Source organism: Saccharothrix ecbatanensis (assembly GCF_014205015.1).
GTDB classification, from domain to species: domain Bacteria; phylum Actinomycetota; class Actinomycetes; order Mycobacteriales; family Pseudonocardiaceae; genus Actinosynnema; species Actinosynnema ecbatanense.
In genome coordinates this window covers 3,210,457-3,225,217 of the sequence record NZ_JACHMO010000001.1, presented here as the reverse complement: position 1 = coordinate 3,225,217, position 14,761 = coordinate 3,210,457, and the positions used below count along the sequence as shown (strand labels likewise).

12 protein-coding genes are annotated in these 14,761 nt (G+C 70.6%); 7 read left to right on the top strand and 5 right to left on the bottom strand.

Features of this window, described 5'->3' with window-relative positions; translation table 11 throughout:
• Positions 1 to 183 precede the first annotated feature (183 nt).
• Positions 184 to 1,338 (top strand): BMP family lipoprotein, encoded by a 1,155-nt coding sequence (locus F4560_RS13780; RefSeq protein WP_312869300.1) that lies wholly within the window; start codon positions 184 to 186, stop codon positions 1,336 to 1,338.
• 32 nt (positions 1,339 to 1,370) lie between these two features.
• Here F4560_RS13780 and F4560_RS13775 read toward each other — a convergent pair whose 3' ends face one another.
• Entirely contained in the window at positions 1,371 to 2,333 is a 963-nt protein-coding gene (locus tag F4560_RS13775) for a hypothetical protein (RefSeq protein WP_184920133.1), read from the bottom strand.
• 4 nt (positions 2,334 to 2,337) lie between these two features.
• Positions 2,338 to 2,691: a hypothetical protein gene (locus tag F4560_RS13770; RefSeq protein ID WP_184920131.1), complete on the bottom strand. Its 354-nt coding sequence runs from the start codon at positions 2,689 to 2,691 to the stop codon at positions 2,338 to 2,340.
• Positions 2,692 to 2,739: 48 nt separating this feature from the next.
• Here F4560_RS13770 and F4560_RS46135 point away from each other — a divergent pair, with 48 nt between their 5' ends.
• Positions 2,740 to 6,315: a CHAT domain-containing protein gene (locus tag F4560_RS46135; RefSeq protein WP_184920129.1), complete on the top strand. Its 3,576-nt coding sequence runs from the start codon at positions 2,740 to 2,742 to the stop codon at positions 6,313 to 6,315.
• A gap of 19 nt (positions 6,316 to 6,334) precedes the next feature.
• On the opposite strand, the gene F4560_RS13760 is transcribed toward F4560_RS46135, so the two are convergent.
• A complete protein-coding gene (locus tag F4560_RS13760) occupies positions 6,335 to 7,489 on the bottom strand; it encodes an alkaline phosphatase PhoX (protein ID WP_184920127.1) in 1,155 nt (384 codons plus the stop codon).
• 366 nt (positions 7,490 to 7,855) lie between these two features.
• Here F4560_RS13760 and F4560_RS13755 point away from each other — a divergent pair, with 366 nt between their 5' ends.
• Positions 7,856 to 9,268, top strand: coding sequence for an FAD-dependent oxidoreductase (locus F4560_RS13755; protein WP_221483481.1), 1,413 nt, complete (start codon positions 7,856 to 7,858; stop codon positions 9,266 to 9,268).
• Between the two features lie 62 nt (positions 9,269 to 9,330).
• Here the strand turns inward: F4560_RS13755 and F4560_RS13750 are convergent, their stop codons facing one another.
• Together F4560_RS13750 and F4560_RS13745 are read right to left on the bottom strand one after the other, a co-directional pair.
• Positions 9,331 to 9,597, bottom strand: a complete 267-nt coding sequence (locus F4560_RS13750; RefSeq protein ID WP_184920125.1) for a hypothetical protein — start codon at positions 9,595 to 9,597, stop codon at positions 9,331 to 9,333.
• A gap of 30 nt (positions 9,598 to 9,627) precedes the next feature.
• A complete protein-coding gene (locus F4560_RS13745) occupies positions 9,628 to 10,077 on the bottom strand; it encodes a hypothetical protein (protein ID WP_184920123.1) in 450 nt (149 codons plus the stop codon).
• Positions 10,078 to 10,426: 349 nt separating this feature from the next.
• Here F4560_RS13745 and F4560_RS13740 point away from each other — a divergent pair, with 349 nt between their 5' ends.
• From F4560_RS13740 to F4560_RS13725, 4 genes are all read left to right on the top strand, one after another.
• Complete coding sequence (locus F4560_RS13740) at positions 10,427 to 11,458, top strand: LacI family DNA-binding transcriptional regulator (RefSeq protein WP_184920121.1); 1,032 nt, start codon at positions 10,427 to 10,429, stop codon at positions 11,456 to 11,458.
• An 85-nt stretch (positions 11,459 to 11,543) separates the two neighbouring features.
• Positions 11,544 to 12,842 (top strand): ABC transporter substrate-binding protein, encoded by a 1,299-nt coding sequence (locus F4560_RS13735; protein WP_184920119.1) that lies wholly within the window; start codon positions 11,544 to 11,546, stop codon positions 12,840 to 12,842.
• A gap of 169 nt (positions 12,843 to 13,011) precedes the next feature.
• A complete protein-coding gene (locus tag F4560_RS13730) occupies positions 13,012 to 13,851 on the top strand; it encodes a carbohydrate ABC transporter permease (RefSeq protein ID WP_184920116.1) in 840 nt (279 codons plus the stop codon).
• 1 nt (position 13,852) lies between these two features.
• On the top strand, positions 13,853 to 14,758 hold the full coding sequence (locus F4560_RS13725; RefSeq protein WP_184920114.1) for a carbohydrate ABC transporter permease: 906 nt from the start codon (positions 13,853 to 13,855) through the stop codon (positions 14,756 to 14,758).
• Positions 14,759 to 14,761: the final 3 nt, after the last annotated feature.

The window sequence follows — 14,761 nt, the reverse complement described above, 5'->3', positions numbered from 1 at the left end:
CGGAATCCGTGGTCGACGTCGTCACCGACCGCGTTCGGCAAGCCACCACGGCCTCGAACAATCCTGTTCCCAGCAAGTGAACGCTCACCCGGACGGTCCCGCCTGGAAGGTACGGTCCGTCGCTCAAGCCCTGATCGGGCGTTGGGGGAGTGTCTGCTCGACGAGCAGGGAGGGAGACGAGCCGTGCGCCGTCCTGTCCGTGGCACCGCTGTTGTCGCGATCGCGCTGACCGGCATCATGGTGGTGAGTGCCTGCGCGAAGGACTCCGGTGGCACCACCGGGTCGACCGCAGTCGCCGGCGCCGCTTGCGAGTTCGCGCCGCCGCCCAGTTCGCCCGCCACCTCGCCCGCCGCCTCGAACACCAGCGCCGCCAACGGCGACAAGGTCGACGGAAGTGCGCTGAAGATCGGTCTGGCCTACGACATCGGTGGTCGTGGTGACGCGTCGTTCAACGACCTCGCCGCCGCCGGGTTCGACCAGGCGATCAAGGACATGGGGGTGAAGGGGGAGAACACCCGCGAGCTCTCCGCCTCCCCGAACGAGGACGAGTCGGTGAAGCAGTCCCGCCTGCGCCAACTCGCGCGCGACGGCTTCAACCCGATCGTCGGCGTCGGCTTCGCGTACACCGAGTCGCTGAAGGTCGTCGCGCCGGAGTTCCCGGACGTCCGGTTCGGTCTGGTGGACTCGGCCGTGGAGGGCGCGGCCAACGTCACGCCACTGGTCTTCGCCGAGCAGGAGGGGGCGTTCCTGGCCGGCGTCGTCGCCGCGTACCAGAGCAAGAAGTGTCACGTCGGCTTCGTCGGCGGCGTCGACATCCCGCTGATCCGGAAGTTCGAGGCCGGTTACGTCCAGGGTGCGAAGGCCGCCGCGCCGAACGTCGTGGTCGAGAAGAAGTACATCACGCCGGCCACCGACTTCACGGGCTTCCAGGACCCGGCGAAGGGCTTCGAGGCCGCGAAAGGTCTCATCGAGAAGGGCGCGGACGTCCTCTACCCCGCTGCGGGCGCGTCCGGCATCGGCGTCTTCTCCGCGGTGAAGCAGGCGGGTGTGCTGGCGATCGGGTGTGACGCCGACCAGTACAACCAGCCCACGCTGGCGGACAACAGGGATGTCATCGTCGCGTCGAGCCTGAAGCGTGTCGACGTGGCGGTGTACGACTTCTTCAACGCCGCCGCGAGGAACGACCTGGCCTCGCTGCCGAAGGTCTTCGACCTCAAGGTGAACGGCATCGGCTACGCCACGTCGGGTGGCCGGATCGACGCGAAGTTGCAGGGCATCCTCGAAGGTTTCAAGGCCCAGATCATCGAGGGCGGGATCAAGGTCGCGGACAAGCCGTAGTCGCCGGGTTCACGGCCACCGGGCGCCTGTGGTCAGGTGCCTTTGCGGAGTTGTTCGGTGATCCGCCTGCCCAGGGCGGGGTTGACGGCGCCCACGGGCGCGGTGACGCCGAGCTGCTCGGCGAGGGTGGGCGCGTACAGGTCGACGGCGGACTCGGCGAGGTCGGCGAGTGCGGCGGCGGCTGCCCGGCCGCGACGCCGGCCGACGAGCAGGACGGCCAGACCGATGGGCGCCGCCGGCCACCACACGACCGTGACCGGCAGGTACAGCAGGCCCCACCCGGCGACGATGCCGGCGCGGTTCCAGGCGTCGGCGGCGGAACGCAGGTCGGCCCTCGCCGCGTCCGGCACGACAAGTTGGAGGCGGGGCCAGACGGCTGACAGGTCGAGGCCGTACTGGCCGCGCACGCGGGTCTCCGCGGCGGCGAGCCGGTCACCCATCCAGGTCGGGCGGCTGGGTCGGGCGGACGCGATCCGGTTGCGGCGCGCGGCGATCGCCGCCGCGACGTCCACCGCGTGGGCCAGGCGCCGCTCCTCGACCTCGACCGAGTCGGACTGCGCCGCGCGGGCGTCGTCCACGGCGGCAGTGGCCTGGTCGACGTCGTCCTGCGCGGCACGGTAGTCGCGGTCCAGCTTCGTCCAGCGGTCGCGTCGCCGACGTGTCAGCAGCACGAGCGGCAGCCGGTCGGGATGGCGCGGGGTGACGGTCCACAGCCACCGCAGGCCCGCACCGGCCGCCTGGGCCAGCAGACCTGCCGCGGCCGACGCCAGCAGCAGGGCGACCAGCATGACGGCGAGCGTCGCGGCCGGTGTGCCGCCCGCGGCCTTGCCGAACCGGTTGACCTCACCGACCAGGTGCCGGACGTCCAACGCGTGGCGGTGCTTCAGCATGGTCCCGGCGAACGCCGTGGCCAGCAGCAGCAGGCCGGGCAGCACGACCAGGGTCATCCACTTCTCGGCGAGCTTCGTCGCCAACGTGGTCAACAGCGTCGTCACGGCGTCACTCCTGGAAGAGCAGCGGCACCGGGGCGAGCCGGCATTCCGGCACCGGCCCGCCGGGCGTTCGGCGCTCCACCCGATCACACCGGCCGTGCGGGCAGACGTACCGGCCCGCGACCGGGTGTCCCGGACCGAACGGCCCGCCGCCGAAAACGCCCGAGTCGGCCCCCCGCGTGCGCAGCTCCGGGCCGCCGATCTGCCGGCTCAGCTCGACCATCCGGTCGGCCACGTCCGCGCCCGCCACCGCGTCGGCCACCAGGGCGTCCAGGTCGGCGATCCGCCCTTCGTCGCGTGCCAACCGGCGTAGCCTCGTGAGCTGTAGGCAGAACTGGGCGACCACGTCGGCGGCTGTCATGGCGGACAGTGTCGCGCAAAACGGCCACGACCAGGAAGGCGGGCTGTGGTGCGTGACGATCCCGATCGGGCCGAACTCGCCGCACGGCTGGAGCGGTTCGTCGCCACCGCCGATCCGGCGATCGTGCTGGCGGACCGGACGATCGAGCTGGCCACCAGGCTCCTGCCCGCGGCCCACAGCGATGTCCGGGTGGCGAATGTCGTGGCGTGGACGCATTGGTATCGCGCGTTGGCCCTGCCGGAAGACCGGGCCACGGCCGACCTGGTGCTGGCGATCGACCTGTTCGGCCGGGTGCACGAGGTGGATCCGAGCCACGTTCCCGCGCAACTGCGCGGTGAGTTCGCCGCCGAAGGCGTGCCGGACGCGCACAGCCGCGAGGACGTGGGGCAGTACGGCCGCGACCGGTTGGCAGAGGGCAGGCACACCGGCGACCTCGACGCGCTGGCGGACGCCGCCGCCGCGTTCCGGCACGCCGCCCACGGCGCACCGGCCGACCACCCGGAGCTGCCGAGCTGGCTGTCCAACCTGAGCATCGCGCTACAGCTGAGCCACCGCGCCACCGGCGACCCGGACGACCTCGAAGAGTCGATCGTGGCCGCGCGGGACGCGGTGGCGCTCACCGAGGACGGCCACATCGACCACGCCTTCCGGATCAACACGTTGGCGACCGCGTACCAACTTCGCTCGTACACGACCGACTCCCTCGACGACCTCAACACCGTCATCACGCTTTCCCGGCAGGTGGTGGAGCTGACGCCCGCCGAGAGCCCCAACCGCAGCGGATTCCTGGCCAACCTCGGCGTGGTGTTGCTCGGCCGGCACGAGCGGACGCACGCGCCGGCGGACCTGGACGAAGCGCTCGCGGTTGGTCAGGACGCGGCGGACGCGGCACCGGCCGACCAGCGGCCCCGGCTGCTGTCCAACGTCGCACTGATGTGGCTGCGCCGGTTCGAGGCGTCCGGCGACGCGGCGGACCTCGACCGGGCCGTCGCACTGGGGCAGGAGGCAGTCCGGACCGCGCGCGACGGTGATCCGCAACGGCTCGACATCCTGCACAACCTGGCCTTGGTGCGGCGCACCCGCTACGAGCACCTCGGCGACGTCGCCGATCTGGACGCCGGCGTCGCGGTCATCCGGGAGGTCGAGCGGCTGTTACCCGACGGCCATCCGCACAAGGCTCTCGCACTGGACGAGCTGGCGTCGGCCTTGCTGATCCGGCACGACCGCGAGGGAACGGCCGCGCACCTGGACGAGGCGGTGGCCGCCGCGAGCGCCGCCGTCGAGCACTCCACCGGGTACCGGTCCGGGCTTCCGGCCCGGCGCAACAGCTTGGCCAGGGCGTTGCTCGACCGGCACCGACTGCGCGGCGACCAGGCCGACCTCGAACGGGCGATCACCGTCGCCCGGCAGGCGATCGCGGACATCGCGGACGACGACCCGGATCGCGCGATCGTCCTGGGCACGCTGGCCGCGGGTCTGCAACGGCGGTTCGAGACCGGCAGCGCCCGCGGTGACCTGGACGAGGCGGTCGACGCCTGGCGCGCGGCCCTGGCGGCCACGGCCGAGGGGCGACCCCACCGGGCAGACCTGCTCGGCAACCTGGCCGGCACGCTGTGCCTGCGCTACCTCACGGCGGGCGATCCCGGCGATCTGGTCGAGGGTGGCGACCTGGCACGGCAGGCGGTCGACGACACCCCCGCGGGGCACCCGAACCGCCCCGTCCGGCTGTCGAACCTGGCTGTGGTCCTGCAACAGCGCCACGAGCTGCTGGGCGACCCGGCCGACCTGAACGCCGCGGTCGTCGCCCTCCAGGAGGTCGTGCGCGCGACCCCGGACGGGCACGCCGACCGGGGGATGTTCCTGTCCAACCTCTCGGTCGCGCTGTCCGCCCGCGATCGGGTGACTGGCGACGACCTCGACAGCGCCGTCGCGATCGCGGACGCCGCCGTGCGGGCGACACCGGCCGATCACGTCCACCTCGCGGCGTTCCTGCGCAACCTCGGCAACACGCTGCACCAGCGCCACCGACGTGAAGGCGGCGCGGACGACCTCGACCGGCCGCTGGACTGCCTCCGCGCCGCGACCGAGGTTCCCGCCGCACCGGTGTCCGACCGCGCGGAGGCGGCGGCGCGTTACGCCGGACTGGCGGCGGACAACGGGCGTTGGGCCGAGGCCGCCGACGGCTACCGGATCGCGGTCGAGGCGCTGCCGCTGCTCGCCGGCCGACACCAGGCGCGCGCCGACCAGCAGCGCGTGCTGGCCACGATGACCGGCGTGGGCTGCGACGCCGCGGCGGTGGCGATCCGGCGGGGCGATCCGGCCGGCGCGCTGCGCCTGCTGGAGCAGGGCCGCGGCGTGGTGCTCGGCCGGAGTCTGGACCTGCCCGGCGAGCTGGGTGCGTTGCGGGACACCGATCCGGTCCTGGCCACCCGGTTCGAACAACTGCGCGACGCGCTGGACACCCCGGCCGGAACCCAGCCGGGGACCGGGCTGACCGGCGACGCCCGGCACCACTTGGCCGCCGAGCTGGACGCCCTGATCGCCGAGATCCGCACCCGACCGGGCATGGCGGATTTCCTTGCCCCGCCGACGCTCTCGGCCCTCGCGGTCGTCGGCCCGGTGATCGCGGTGAACGTCAGTCGACACCGGTGCGACGCCCTGATCCTGACACCGACGGGAGAGGTCGAGGTCTGCCCGCTTCCCGACCTCAGCCGTGCCGATGCGACCGCGAGGGCCAACCAGCTGATCGACGCCACCCGCCCCGGCGGCGAAGGCTCAGCCGCCGACCTCCGCGAGGTGCTGACGTGGTTGTGGAACGTGGTCGCCGAACCTGTTCTGTCCCATTTGGACATACGCGCTGGAGCCGGGACACCACCACGCCTGTGGTGGCTGCCGACCGGTCCGCTCACCGTGCTGCCGTTGCACGCGGCCGGGACGTACGACGCCACCGGCCGCCATCACGGCGTCCTGGACCTCGCGGTGTCGTCGACCGTGTCCACGCTGCGCGCACTGGCCGCGACACGTGCCCGACCCGCTGATCCCTCCCGCGCGACGGCGTTGGCGATCGCCGTCCCGGAAGCCGACGGCCTGCCACCGCTGCCCAACGCCGAGGCCGAGGCGGCGATGGTCGCCGCCGCGATCCCGGGCCGCGCCATGACGTTGGTCGGTCCGCAAGCGACCCGCGAGGCCGTGCTGGCGGCACTTCCCAGCGCGTCCGTCGCGCACTTCGCCTGCCACGCCACCTCCGAGTTCACCGACCCGTCGGCGAGCTGCCTCGCGCTGTCCGACGGTCCGCTGTCCGTGCTCGACCTGGGCGCCATCCGGGCGGCGGGCGCCCGGATGGCGTACCTGTCGGCGTGCGAAACCGCCAGCGGCGGCGCGTTGGTGGACGAGGCGATCCACCTGTCGTCGGCGTTCCAACTGGCCGGCTACCGGCACGTGATCGGGACGCTGTGGCCGATCGCCGACGACCTGGCCGAGCAGGTGGCCAGGGACGTCTACGCGGACCTGGCCACCCATCCCGACGACGTGTCCGCCGCCGTGCGCCGCGCGACCATCCACATGCGACAACGGTATCCGCGGAACCCCCACACCTGGGCCGCCCACCTGCACCTGGGTCCGTAGCCCCCGTGCGGGTGTCAGCTCACAGGGACGTGCGGAACGGCCCGGTGACCTCGTAGGTGATGCCGCCGCTGCTGGTGCCGGACGTGCCGCGCTGGGACGAGAAGTACAGCCGGTTGCCCGCCGGGTTGAACGCGACGCCGCACAGCTCCGAGGAGCTCTGGCCGGTGACCCGGGCGAACGGCGCGACGACGTCGTCGGGCGTGATGACGCAGATCTCCATGTTGCCGCCGTCCTCGGCGACGTAGAGGTCGCCCACCGCGGCGCCGGTGATGTTGTCCACGCCGGTCAGCGGCGGGTTGCTGGTGAGGTTGTCGTCGTAGGCGATGGCGATGGTGTTCGTCACCGCGTTGTAGGCCCAGACGCGGTTGTCGCCCTTGGTGGTGAAGAAGCAGGTCCCGTTGCGGTAGTAGCAGCCTTCGCCGCCGTTGAACACCTTCATGCCCGAGACCTGGCTGCGGGTGCGGGTCGGGCCGCCGTCCGGGTCGGGCACGTTCGCCCAGGACAGCACGCCGTTGACCTCCTTGAGCACCTGCAACCTGCCGGCCGACAGGTCACCCCACGTGGTGGGCACGAAGCGGTAGAAACCGCCGTTGCTCTCGTCCTCGGTCAGGTAGATCACCTTGCGGTCCGGATCGGCCGCGGCCGCCTCGTGCTTGAACCGGCCCATCGCGTCACGGCGCACGGCGGGCTTTACGCCGAACGGGTCGGTCTCGAACACGTAGCCGCGGTCGGTCTCCTCGCACGACAGCCAGGTGTTCCACGGCGTCTCGCCGCCCGCGCAGTTGCGGGTGGTGCCGGAGAGGGTGGTGTAGGCGCCGATGACGTTGCCGTTGCTGTCGAAGCGCAGTGCGCCGACGCCGCCCGCGCCGCTGCTCAGCTCGGCGTTCGACACGTAGACCCAGCCGGTGCCGTTCGCGAAGCACGCCCCGCCGTCCGGAGCGCTGTGCCAGACGTGGTTCGTGCCCGGCACGGTCTGGCTGGAACGGGCGACCACCCGGCTGGTGAAGCCCTGCGGCAGCATGATCCCGTTGACGTCCGCGGACTGGAGCGCACCGTACGGGCTGGGGCCGGTCCGCGCCGGGTACCCCATCGCCTCCGGCCACAAGGTGAACCCGAACGCCACCGAAGTGCCCGTGCCCACCACGGCCGTGCGCAGGAATGTACGACGATCCACGCTGCTCTCCTTCCACTGCAACCGATCCCGGTCCCCGGACTGCACTGCGTCGATCCCGATTCGAGTCAAGTGAGCCCAGGTGAACGTGGCGCACACCGCGATGTGAACCGGACCGCAACGACCGGCGACGGCGCCGTACGTAGGTAGGGAACGAATGTGAAAGGCACCTGCTCAGCGGTACCTGGTGGTGACCACGATGCCCACCTGCCGCCGGTTCCACAGTGGACCTGGCAGACGGCGCACGTGCGCTGGTTGGTTTCGGTGGCGCGTTGCCGGTCGTGGAACGTGGCCGACGTCGGGGTCGGGCGCATATGCTCGGCACAGGGGAGCGGCGGGTGCGTCGTCCCGGGCGTTCGAGGAGGACTCGTGCGGTTGTCGTCGGCGCAGCTCTTCCACGAGATCGCCACGCCCCTGCCACCGTCGGGGATGCGCGTGGTCATGCGGCGGGCGGTGGTGCTCGGTGGGAGCATCGCGGGTCTGTTGGCGGCACGGGTGCTCAGCGACCACGCCGACGAGGTGATCGTGGTCGAGCGTGACGTGTCGGACGCCGATGACGGACCGCGCGCCGGCGTGCCACAGGGCAGTCAGGTGCACGCGTTGTTGCCGGCCGGGGCGGTGCAGTTGGAGCGGTGGTTCCCCGGTTTCGCGGCCGAGGCCATCGCGGGCGGCGCCGTCGTGCCGCCGAAGGACGGGTCGCGCGACCGGTTCTTCATGAACGGGGAGGTGCGGATCGCGCCGCCGGTCGAGCAGGACTGGCCGGTGTTGATCACCACCCGGCCGTACCTGGAGGCCAAGGTGCGTCGGCGGACCCTCGCGGTGGACAACATCCGCTTCGTCGCCGGCCGGGCCGAGGGTCTGCTGTTCGACGGCGAACGGGTGGCAGGCGTCAAGTACGTCCCGGAAGGCGGGACCGAAGCCGTCACCGCCACCGCGGACTTCGTCGTCGACGCCATGGGCCGGTCCAGCCGGCTGGGCGACTGGGCGGAGGCCGCGGGCTGGGAACGCCCGCCGATGCGCCGGATGCCGATCAAGCTCAACTACGCCACCGCGATGTTCGCCTACGACGAGGCGATCAGCGACCTGTGGAGCGTGATCGCGCAGTCCAGTCCGGGCGACGGGCGGCCCGCGCGGATCGGCGGTGTGCTCCGGGTCGAGGGCGACCGCTGGATCATGCTGATCGCGGGCTACGACGACGACCGCCCGAGCCGGGACGCCGCCGACTTCGTCGCCCGGTGCCGCAACGGGTTCCCGGCCGTCTTCGGTGACATCGCCGAAAAGGGACGGATGCTCGGCGACGTGGTCACCTACCACCAGGCCGACAGCAGACGGCGTGACTTCCACGAGGTGTCCCGGCTGCCGGCCGGACTCGCCGTCGCGGGCGACGCGATCGCGTCGTTCAACCCGGTGTACGGCCAGGGCATGACCTCCGCGGCCCTGCACGCGTCGTGCCTGTCCACCTACCTCCGCTCGGGACCGGACCTGGACGAACCGGCCAAGGCGTACTTCGACCGGGTGGCGGTCGTCGTGGACGCCGCGTGGCAGGTGTCGACGTTCGCCGACCTGGAACTACCGCACGTGCACGGCCCCTACCCCCGCGGTTACAAGCTGATCAGGTGGGTGAGCGGCCAGGTCTTCAAGGCGTCCATGACCGACGCCGTGACCAACGAACGCCTGGCCGGCATCACCACCATGCTCACCCATCCGCAACAGCTGGCCAGGCCGGGCACGATCCTGCGCGCGCTGAGGATCAACCTCCTCCCCGCCGCCGCCCGGCGCTGATCAGGAGCGGGAACGAGCAGGAAGGTCGACGTGGGCGGCGTAGGGCCGTCCGGGCGGACATGTCAGTCGGTTCGGGCTTGGCAGGCTTCCAGGACCCACGGCTGTCGGCCGTAGGCGTTGCGGAGAATGCGGTAACAGGTGGTCAGCTCGGCGGAGTCGCAGGCGTCGTGGGCGATGTACGGGTCGGCGTCGTGCTCGCCCACGGCGATGTCCATGCAGTCGCCGAAGTCCCTCGGCGCGGGCACGGCCGTCGCCGCCCCCGGCGCGAGAACACCGGTGGCCGCGAGGAGCAAACCCGCCAACAACGCTTTGGATGTGGTAGCGATCATTGCCGTCTCCTTGTCAGAGTGGAGATCCGGTCAGCCGATGCCGTAGATGTTGACGGTCACGTGGCCGTCCTGACCTTCGATCACGTAGGGCTCGTAGTGCCCCCGGTAGGGCAGGCAGCCGTAGGCGAGCTGGTCGTCGGAAGCCTCGTCCCGCTCGTGGACGTAGGCGCACACCTGTTCGACGGCGTCCTCGTCGAACTCGACCTCCTCTACGGCGAAGCCGGTGGCCGGATGCCGCCACCGGGACGGGAGGTCCTCGGTACGCCCCTGGCGCCACAGCAGCCTGTCCTGGTCGGCGAGCCGCAAGACCACCGCCCCGTACGGCTCGGGGTCCCCGGACTCATCGGGGTTGGCGAACTCGATCGAGTACGCCACCCGCGTCTGCTGCACCGCCCCGGCGCTGCCGACACCGGACAGACCGGTCAACAACAGCCCCGCCACCACGACCACCGACATCTTGCCGAACCGCCCGACAACCATTCCCCACCTCCATGCTCGATGTGCCGACACCGACACCGCTCGACGGTAGGCAGCCGATGCCGCACCCCGCTGCGGACAACGGGAGAAACCGACCTGGGGAGTGAGCGGTCCACGAACGGGAGGTGATGGTGTCGCGGCCGATCACCGACCGTGCCGTCCGCTCCGATCGGTAGCCGCTGAAGCCGGCCTGCCTGCTCGAAATCGGCATCGCGAGCAAGCAGTTCGCCCGCATCGGCGGCGACCAGTCCCCGACCGGCACGGACACGGGTGCGTAACAGGTCGTTGACAGCCGCTTCATCCTGATGAATCCTTCACCGCACCAAGTGCCCAAACGATTTGGCAGGTCGCGGTGAAGCGCATCGGGATCAAGGACGTGGCGGCGGCGGCCGGTGTTTCGGCGACGACGGTCTCCCACATCCTCAACGAGGTCGAAGGCAAGCGGATCAACGCCGAGACCCGGACCACCGTGCTCCGGGTGGCCCGCGAGCTGGGGTACCGGCCGAACAGCCTGGCGCGTGGCCTGCGGACCAACCGCACCTACACCGTGGGCTTCATCGGCGACGAGATCGCCACGACGCCGCACGCGGGTCAGATCATCCAGGGCGCGCAGGACGCGGGCACCGAGCGGGGTCTGCTGCTGCTGATGCTCAACACCGGGGGCGACCCGGAGCTGGAGCGCAAGGCGATCACCCTGCTGGTCCAGCACGGTGTCGACGGCATCCTCTACGCGTCGATGTACCACCGCGTCGTGCGGGTGCCGCACCAGCTGCGTTCGGTGCCGACGATCCTCGTGGACGCGAGCGCGGACGACCCCTCGGTGCCCTCGGTCGTGCCCGACGAGGAGCAGGGCGGGATGACGGCCACGCGGGAGCTGCTGACGCACGGCCACCGCCGGATCGGCTTCGTCACCAACATCGACGACATCCCAGCCTCCCGGGGCAGGCTCGCCGGGTACCGGGCCGCGTTGGCGGAGCAGGGCATCGGGTTCGATCCCGCGCTCGTCGTCGCCGACCGCTCGGACGCGCCCGGTGGCTACCGCGCGGCACGCGCCCTGCTGGAATCCGCGCACCGACCTACAGCCCTGTTCTGCTTCAACGACCGCATGGCGATGGGCGCCTACCGCGCCGCGGCAGAGCTCGGCCTCGCGATCCCGGCGGAGCTGTCCGTGATCGGCTTCGACAACCAGGAGCTGATCAGCGAGAACCTCCACCCCACGTTGAGCACCGTCGCCCTGCCGCACTACGAGATGGGGGACCGGGCCATCGCGCGTCTGCAAGCCCTCATCGACCTGCCGGACAGCCCCACCGGTCCCACGCTCCAGGAAGTCCTGCACTGCCCCCTGGTGCGCCGGGACTCGGTCGCCCCGCCGCACCGGTCTTGACCACCGGAACGGCGGAGCGACACCAAGTGGGCGGCCGCTTGCACCGGCCGCCCGACGAGAACCAGCCCAGCACGATGGAGGAACCATGAATGCCAGAACCAGGCGTCTCGCCGCCGTGAGTCTAGTGGCCGTCACCGCGACGGCCGTGCTCGCGGGTTGCGGCGGCGCCGACGGCGGATCGGACGCCGAGGGCGGCGTCCTGAAGCTGTGGACCCACAACGCGGGCAACGCCGCCGAGTACGACGTCGTGGAGAAAGTGGTCAACGACTTCAACGCGAGCCAGACCACCTACAAGGTCGAGATCGAGGCATTCCCCCAGGGCTCCTACAACGACGCGGTCGTCGCCTCGTCGTCGTCCAAGAAGCTGCCCTGCATCCTCGACGTGGACGGCCCCAACGTGCCCAACTGGGCGTGGGGCGGGTACCTGGCCCCACTGGAGCTCGCGGGTGGCGAGGTGCCCGTCGAGGACCAGCTGCCCAGCACCGTGGGCAAGTACCAGGACAAGGTCTACGCCTTCGGCTTCTACGACGTGGCGCTGACCATGTTCGCCCGCAAGTCCGTGCTCGACGAGCACGGCATCCGCGTCCCAACCTGGGACAAGCCGTGGACCCGTGCGGAGTTCGCCTCGGCGCTGGCCGACCTCAAGGCGGGCGGCAAGTTCGAGCACCCGCTGGAGATGGGCACCGGAGGCAGCGGCGAGTGGTGGCCCTACGCGTACTCGCCGCAGTTGCAGAGCTTCGGCGGAGACCTGGTCGACCGCTCTTCGTACAAGACCGCGGAAGGCGCGCTGAACGGTCCCGAGGCGCTGGACTGGGCGAAGTGGTTCCGCTCGCTGGTCACCGACGGGCACATGGCCCAGAAGTCGGGCTCCAGCCCCAATGACGACTTCCTCAACGGGAAGTCCGCGATCGAGTGGGACGGCAGTTGGGACGCGGCCAAGAACGTCGAGAAGCTGGGCGAGGACCTGCTGATCCTGCCGCCGGTGGACTTCGGCAAGGGGCCGAAGATCGGTGGCGCCTCCTGGCAGTGGGCCATGAGCGCGAACTGCGCGAAGCCGGAGGGCGCACGCGCGTTCCTGGAGTTCACCCGCAAGACGAAGTACTTCACCGAGTTCGCCAAGGCCACCGGCACGATTCCGGCGACCGATGCCGCCGCGGCCCAGATCCCGGGCTACGAGCCCGGTGGCCGGTACGAGTCCTTGGTCCAGTCCGCCAGGGACTTCGCGGTGGTACGTCCGGTGACGCCCGCGTACCCCTACATCGCGTCGGTGTTCGAGAAGACCGCCAAGGACGTCGTGGCGGGCGCCGATCCGAAATCCGCCCTGGACGAGGCGGTCAAGCAGATCGACGCGAACCTCAAGCTGAACGACTTCTACGCCGACTGACGGCTCCGCCTCGCCCGCCTGGTGGAGACCCGACCGTCTCCACCGGGCGTGCCCGCTTCGCCCGGAGGTCTCGTTGACCGCCGCTGTTCCCCTTCTCTCACGTCTGCGTCGCGCCCACGGGTCCACGTCGAGCACCTCCCGTCGCAGGGAGGGCGTCACCGCCATCGGCATGGCGAGTCCCGCGGTCCTGCTGCTGCTGGTCTTCTTCGTCATCCCGGTCGTGCTGGCGTTCGGGCTGGCCTTCACCAGTGCCCGCCTGGTCTCGCCGACACCGCCCCGCTTCGTGGGGCTGCGCAACTTCGCCATGCTGGCGGAGGACCCGGTCTTCCTGCGCTCGGTGCTCAACACGTTCGCCTTCGCGGCCGTCGTGGTGCCCGTCCAGGCGGGACTCGCCCTCGGTCTGGCCCTGCTGGTCAACGGGCGGTTCCGGGGCACGAACTTCTTCCGCACCGTCTACTTCATCCCGGTGGTCACCTCCATGGTGGTGGTGTCGATCGTGTGGACGTTCCTGTACCAGAAGGACGGCCTGCTCAACCGGATCATCGACGCGGTCACGTTCGGGCTCGTCCAAGGGCCGGACTGGCTGAACGACCCGTCGACGTCGCTGGCGGCGATCATCTTCATGTCGGTCTGGCAGGGCGCGGGCTTCCACATGATCATCTGGTTGGCCGGGCTCCAGACCATCCCGGCCGACCTGTACGAGGCCGCCTCCATCGACGGCGTGAGCCGGTGGACGCGGTTCCGCTTCGTCACCTGGCCGGGGCTGCGGGCGACCCGCACGTTCGTGCTGATCACCATCACCATCTCGGCGTTCAGCCTGTTCACCCAGGTCAACGTGATGACGCAGGGCGGGCCGCTGGACTCGACCACCACGCTGGTCTACCAGGCCGTGCGCAGCGGCTACCAGCAGCAGCAGACCGCGTACGCCTCGGCGATCTCACTGGTGTTCTTCGTGCTGGTGCTCATCGTCTCGCTCGTCCAGCGCTACCTCACCAGGGAGAAGGACTGACATGGCGACCAGGTCACCCCAGTCCGCCGCCCGTCTCTCGCCGGTGCTGCGCCGGCTGCCCGTGTACGCCCTTCGCGCCCTGCTCGCGTTGTTCTTCGCGTTCCCCGTGGTGTTCATGCTGGTCTCGTCGCTCAAGCCGGACCAGCAGATCTTCGGCGACCTCGGCAGCCCCAGGGCGTTCCTGCCGGTCGGCAGCCTGTCGCTGGAGAACTACACCGCGGTGTTCGACCGCGTGCCGGCGGTCCGGTTCCTGCTCAACTCGCTGGGCGTCTCGGTGATCACGATCGTCCTGGGCATCCTCGTCAACAGCCTGGCGGCGTTCGCCCTGTCGAGGATGCGCTGGCCCGGCCGCAAGGTCCTGCTCACCGTCATCATCGCCACCCTGATCGTGCCGTTCGAGACCTTCGCGCTGCCGATGGTCTGGTGGGTGAACAAGCTGCCGTGGCTGGAGCTGAACGGGTTCAGCCTCACCCTGACCGAGGGCTGGTTGGACACCTACCGGGTGCAGATCCTGCCCTTCGTCGCGAACGCGTTCTCGATCTTCCTGTTCCACCAGTACTTCCAGAGCATCCCCAAGGAGCTCGACGAGGCCGCGCTGATCGACGGCGCGGGGTGGTTCGGCATCTACCGGCGGATCGTCATGCCGCTGTCCGGCCCGGCGATCGCGACCGCGGCGATCCTGACCTTCCTGCCCGCGTGGAACTCCTACCTGTGGCCGCTCATGGTCGTGCAGGACGAGGAGCTGCGCCCGGTCATGGTGGGCATCCAGTACTTCTTCCAGCTCAACGTCTCCTGGGGCCAGATCATGGCGTACTCGTCCATGATCACCGTTCCCGTGCTCGCGCTGTTCCTGGCCTTCCAGCGGTCCTTCATCAACAGCATCGCCTCCAGCGGCGTCAAGGGCTGACCG

What these genes read in the sequence shown, in the direction of transcription:
- F4560_RS13745 (WP_184920123.1), bottom strand. Translation starts at nt 10,077, where the DNA reads ATGGTTGTCGGGCGGTTCGGCAAGATGTCGGTGGTCGTGGTGGCGGGG.
- F4560_RS13735 (WP_184920119.1), top strand. Translation starts at nt 11,544, where the DNA reads ATGAATGCCAGAACCAGGCGTCTCGCCGCCGTGAGTCTAGTGGCCGTC.
- F4560_RS13770 (WP_184920131.1), bottom strand. Translation starts at nt 2,691, where the DNA reads ATGACAGCCGCCGACGTGGTCGCCCAGTTCTGCCTACAGCTCACGAGG.
- F4560_RS13750 (WP_184920125.1), bottom strand. Translation starts at nt 9,597, where the DNA reads ATGATCGCTACCACATCCAAAGCGTTGTTGGCGGGTTTGCTCCTCGCG.
- F4560_RS13730 (WP_184920116.1), top strand. Translation starts at nt 13,012, where the DNA reads ATGGCGAGTCCCGCGGTCCTGCTGCTGCTGGTCTTCTTCGTCATCCCG.
- F4560_RS13725 (WP_184920114.1), top strand. Translation starts at nt 13,853, where the DNA reads ATGGCGACCAGGTCACCCCAGTCCGCCGCCCGTCTCTCGCCGGTGCTG.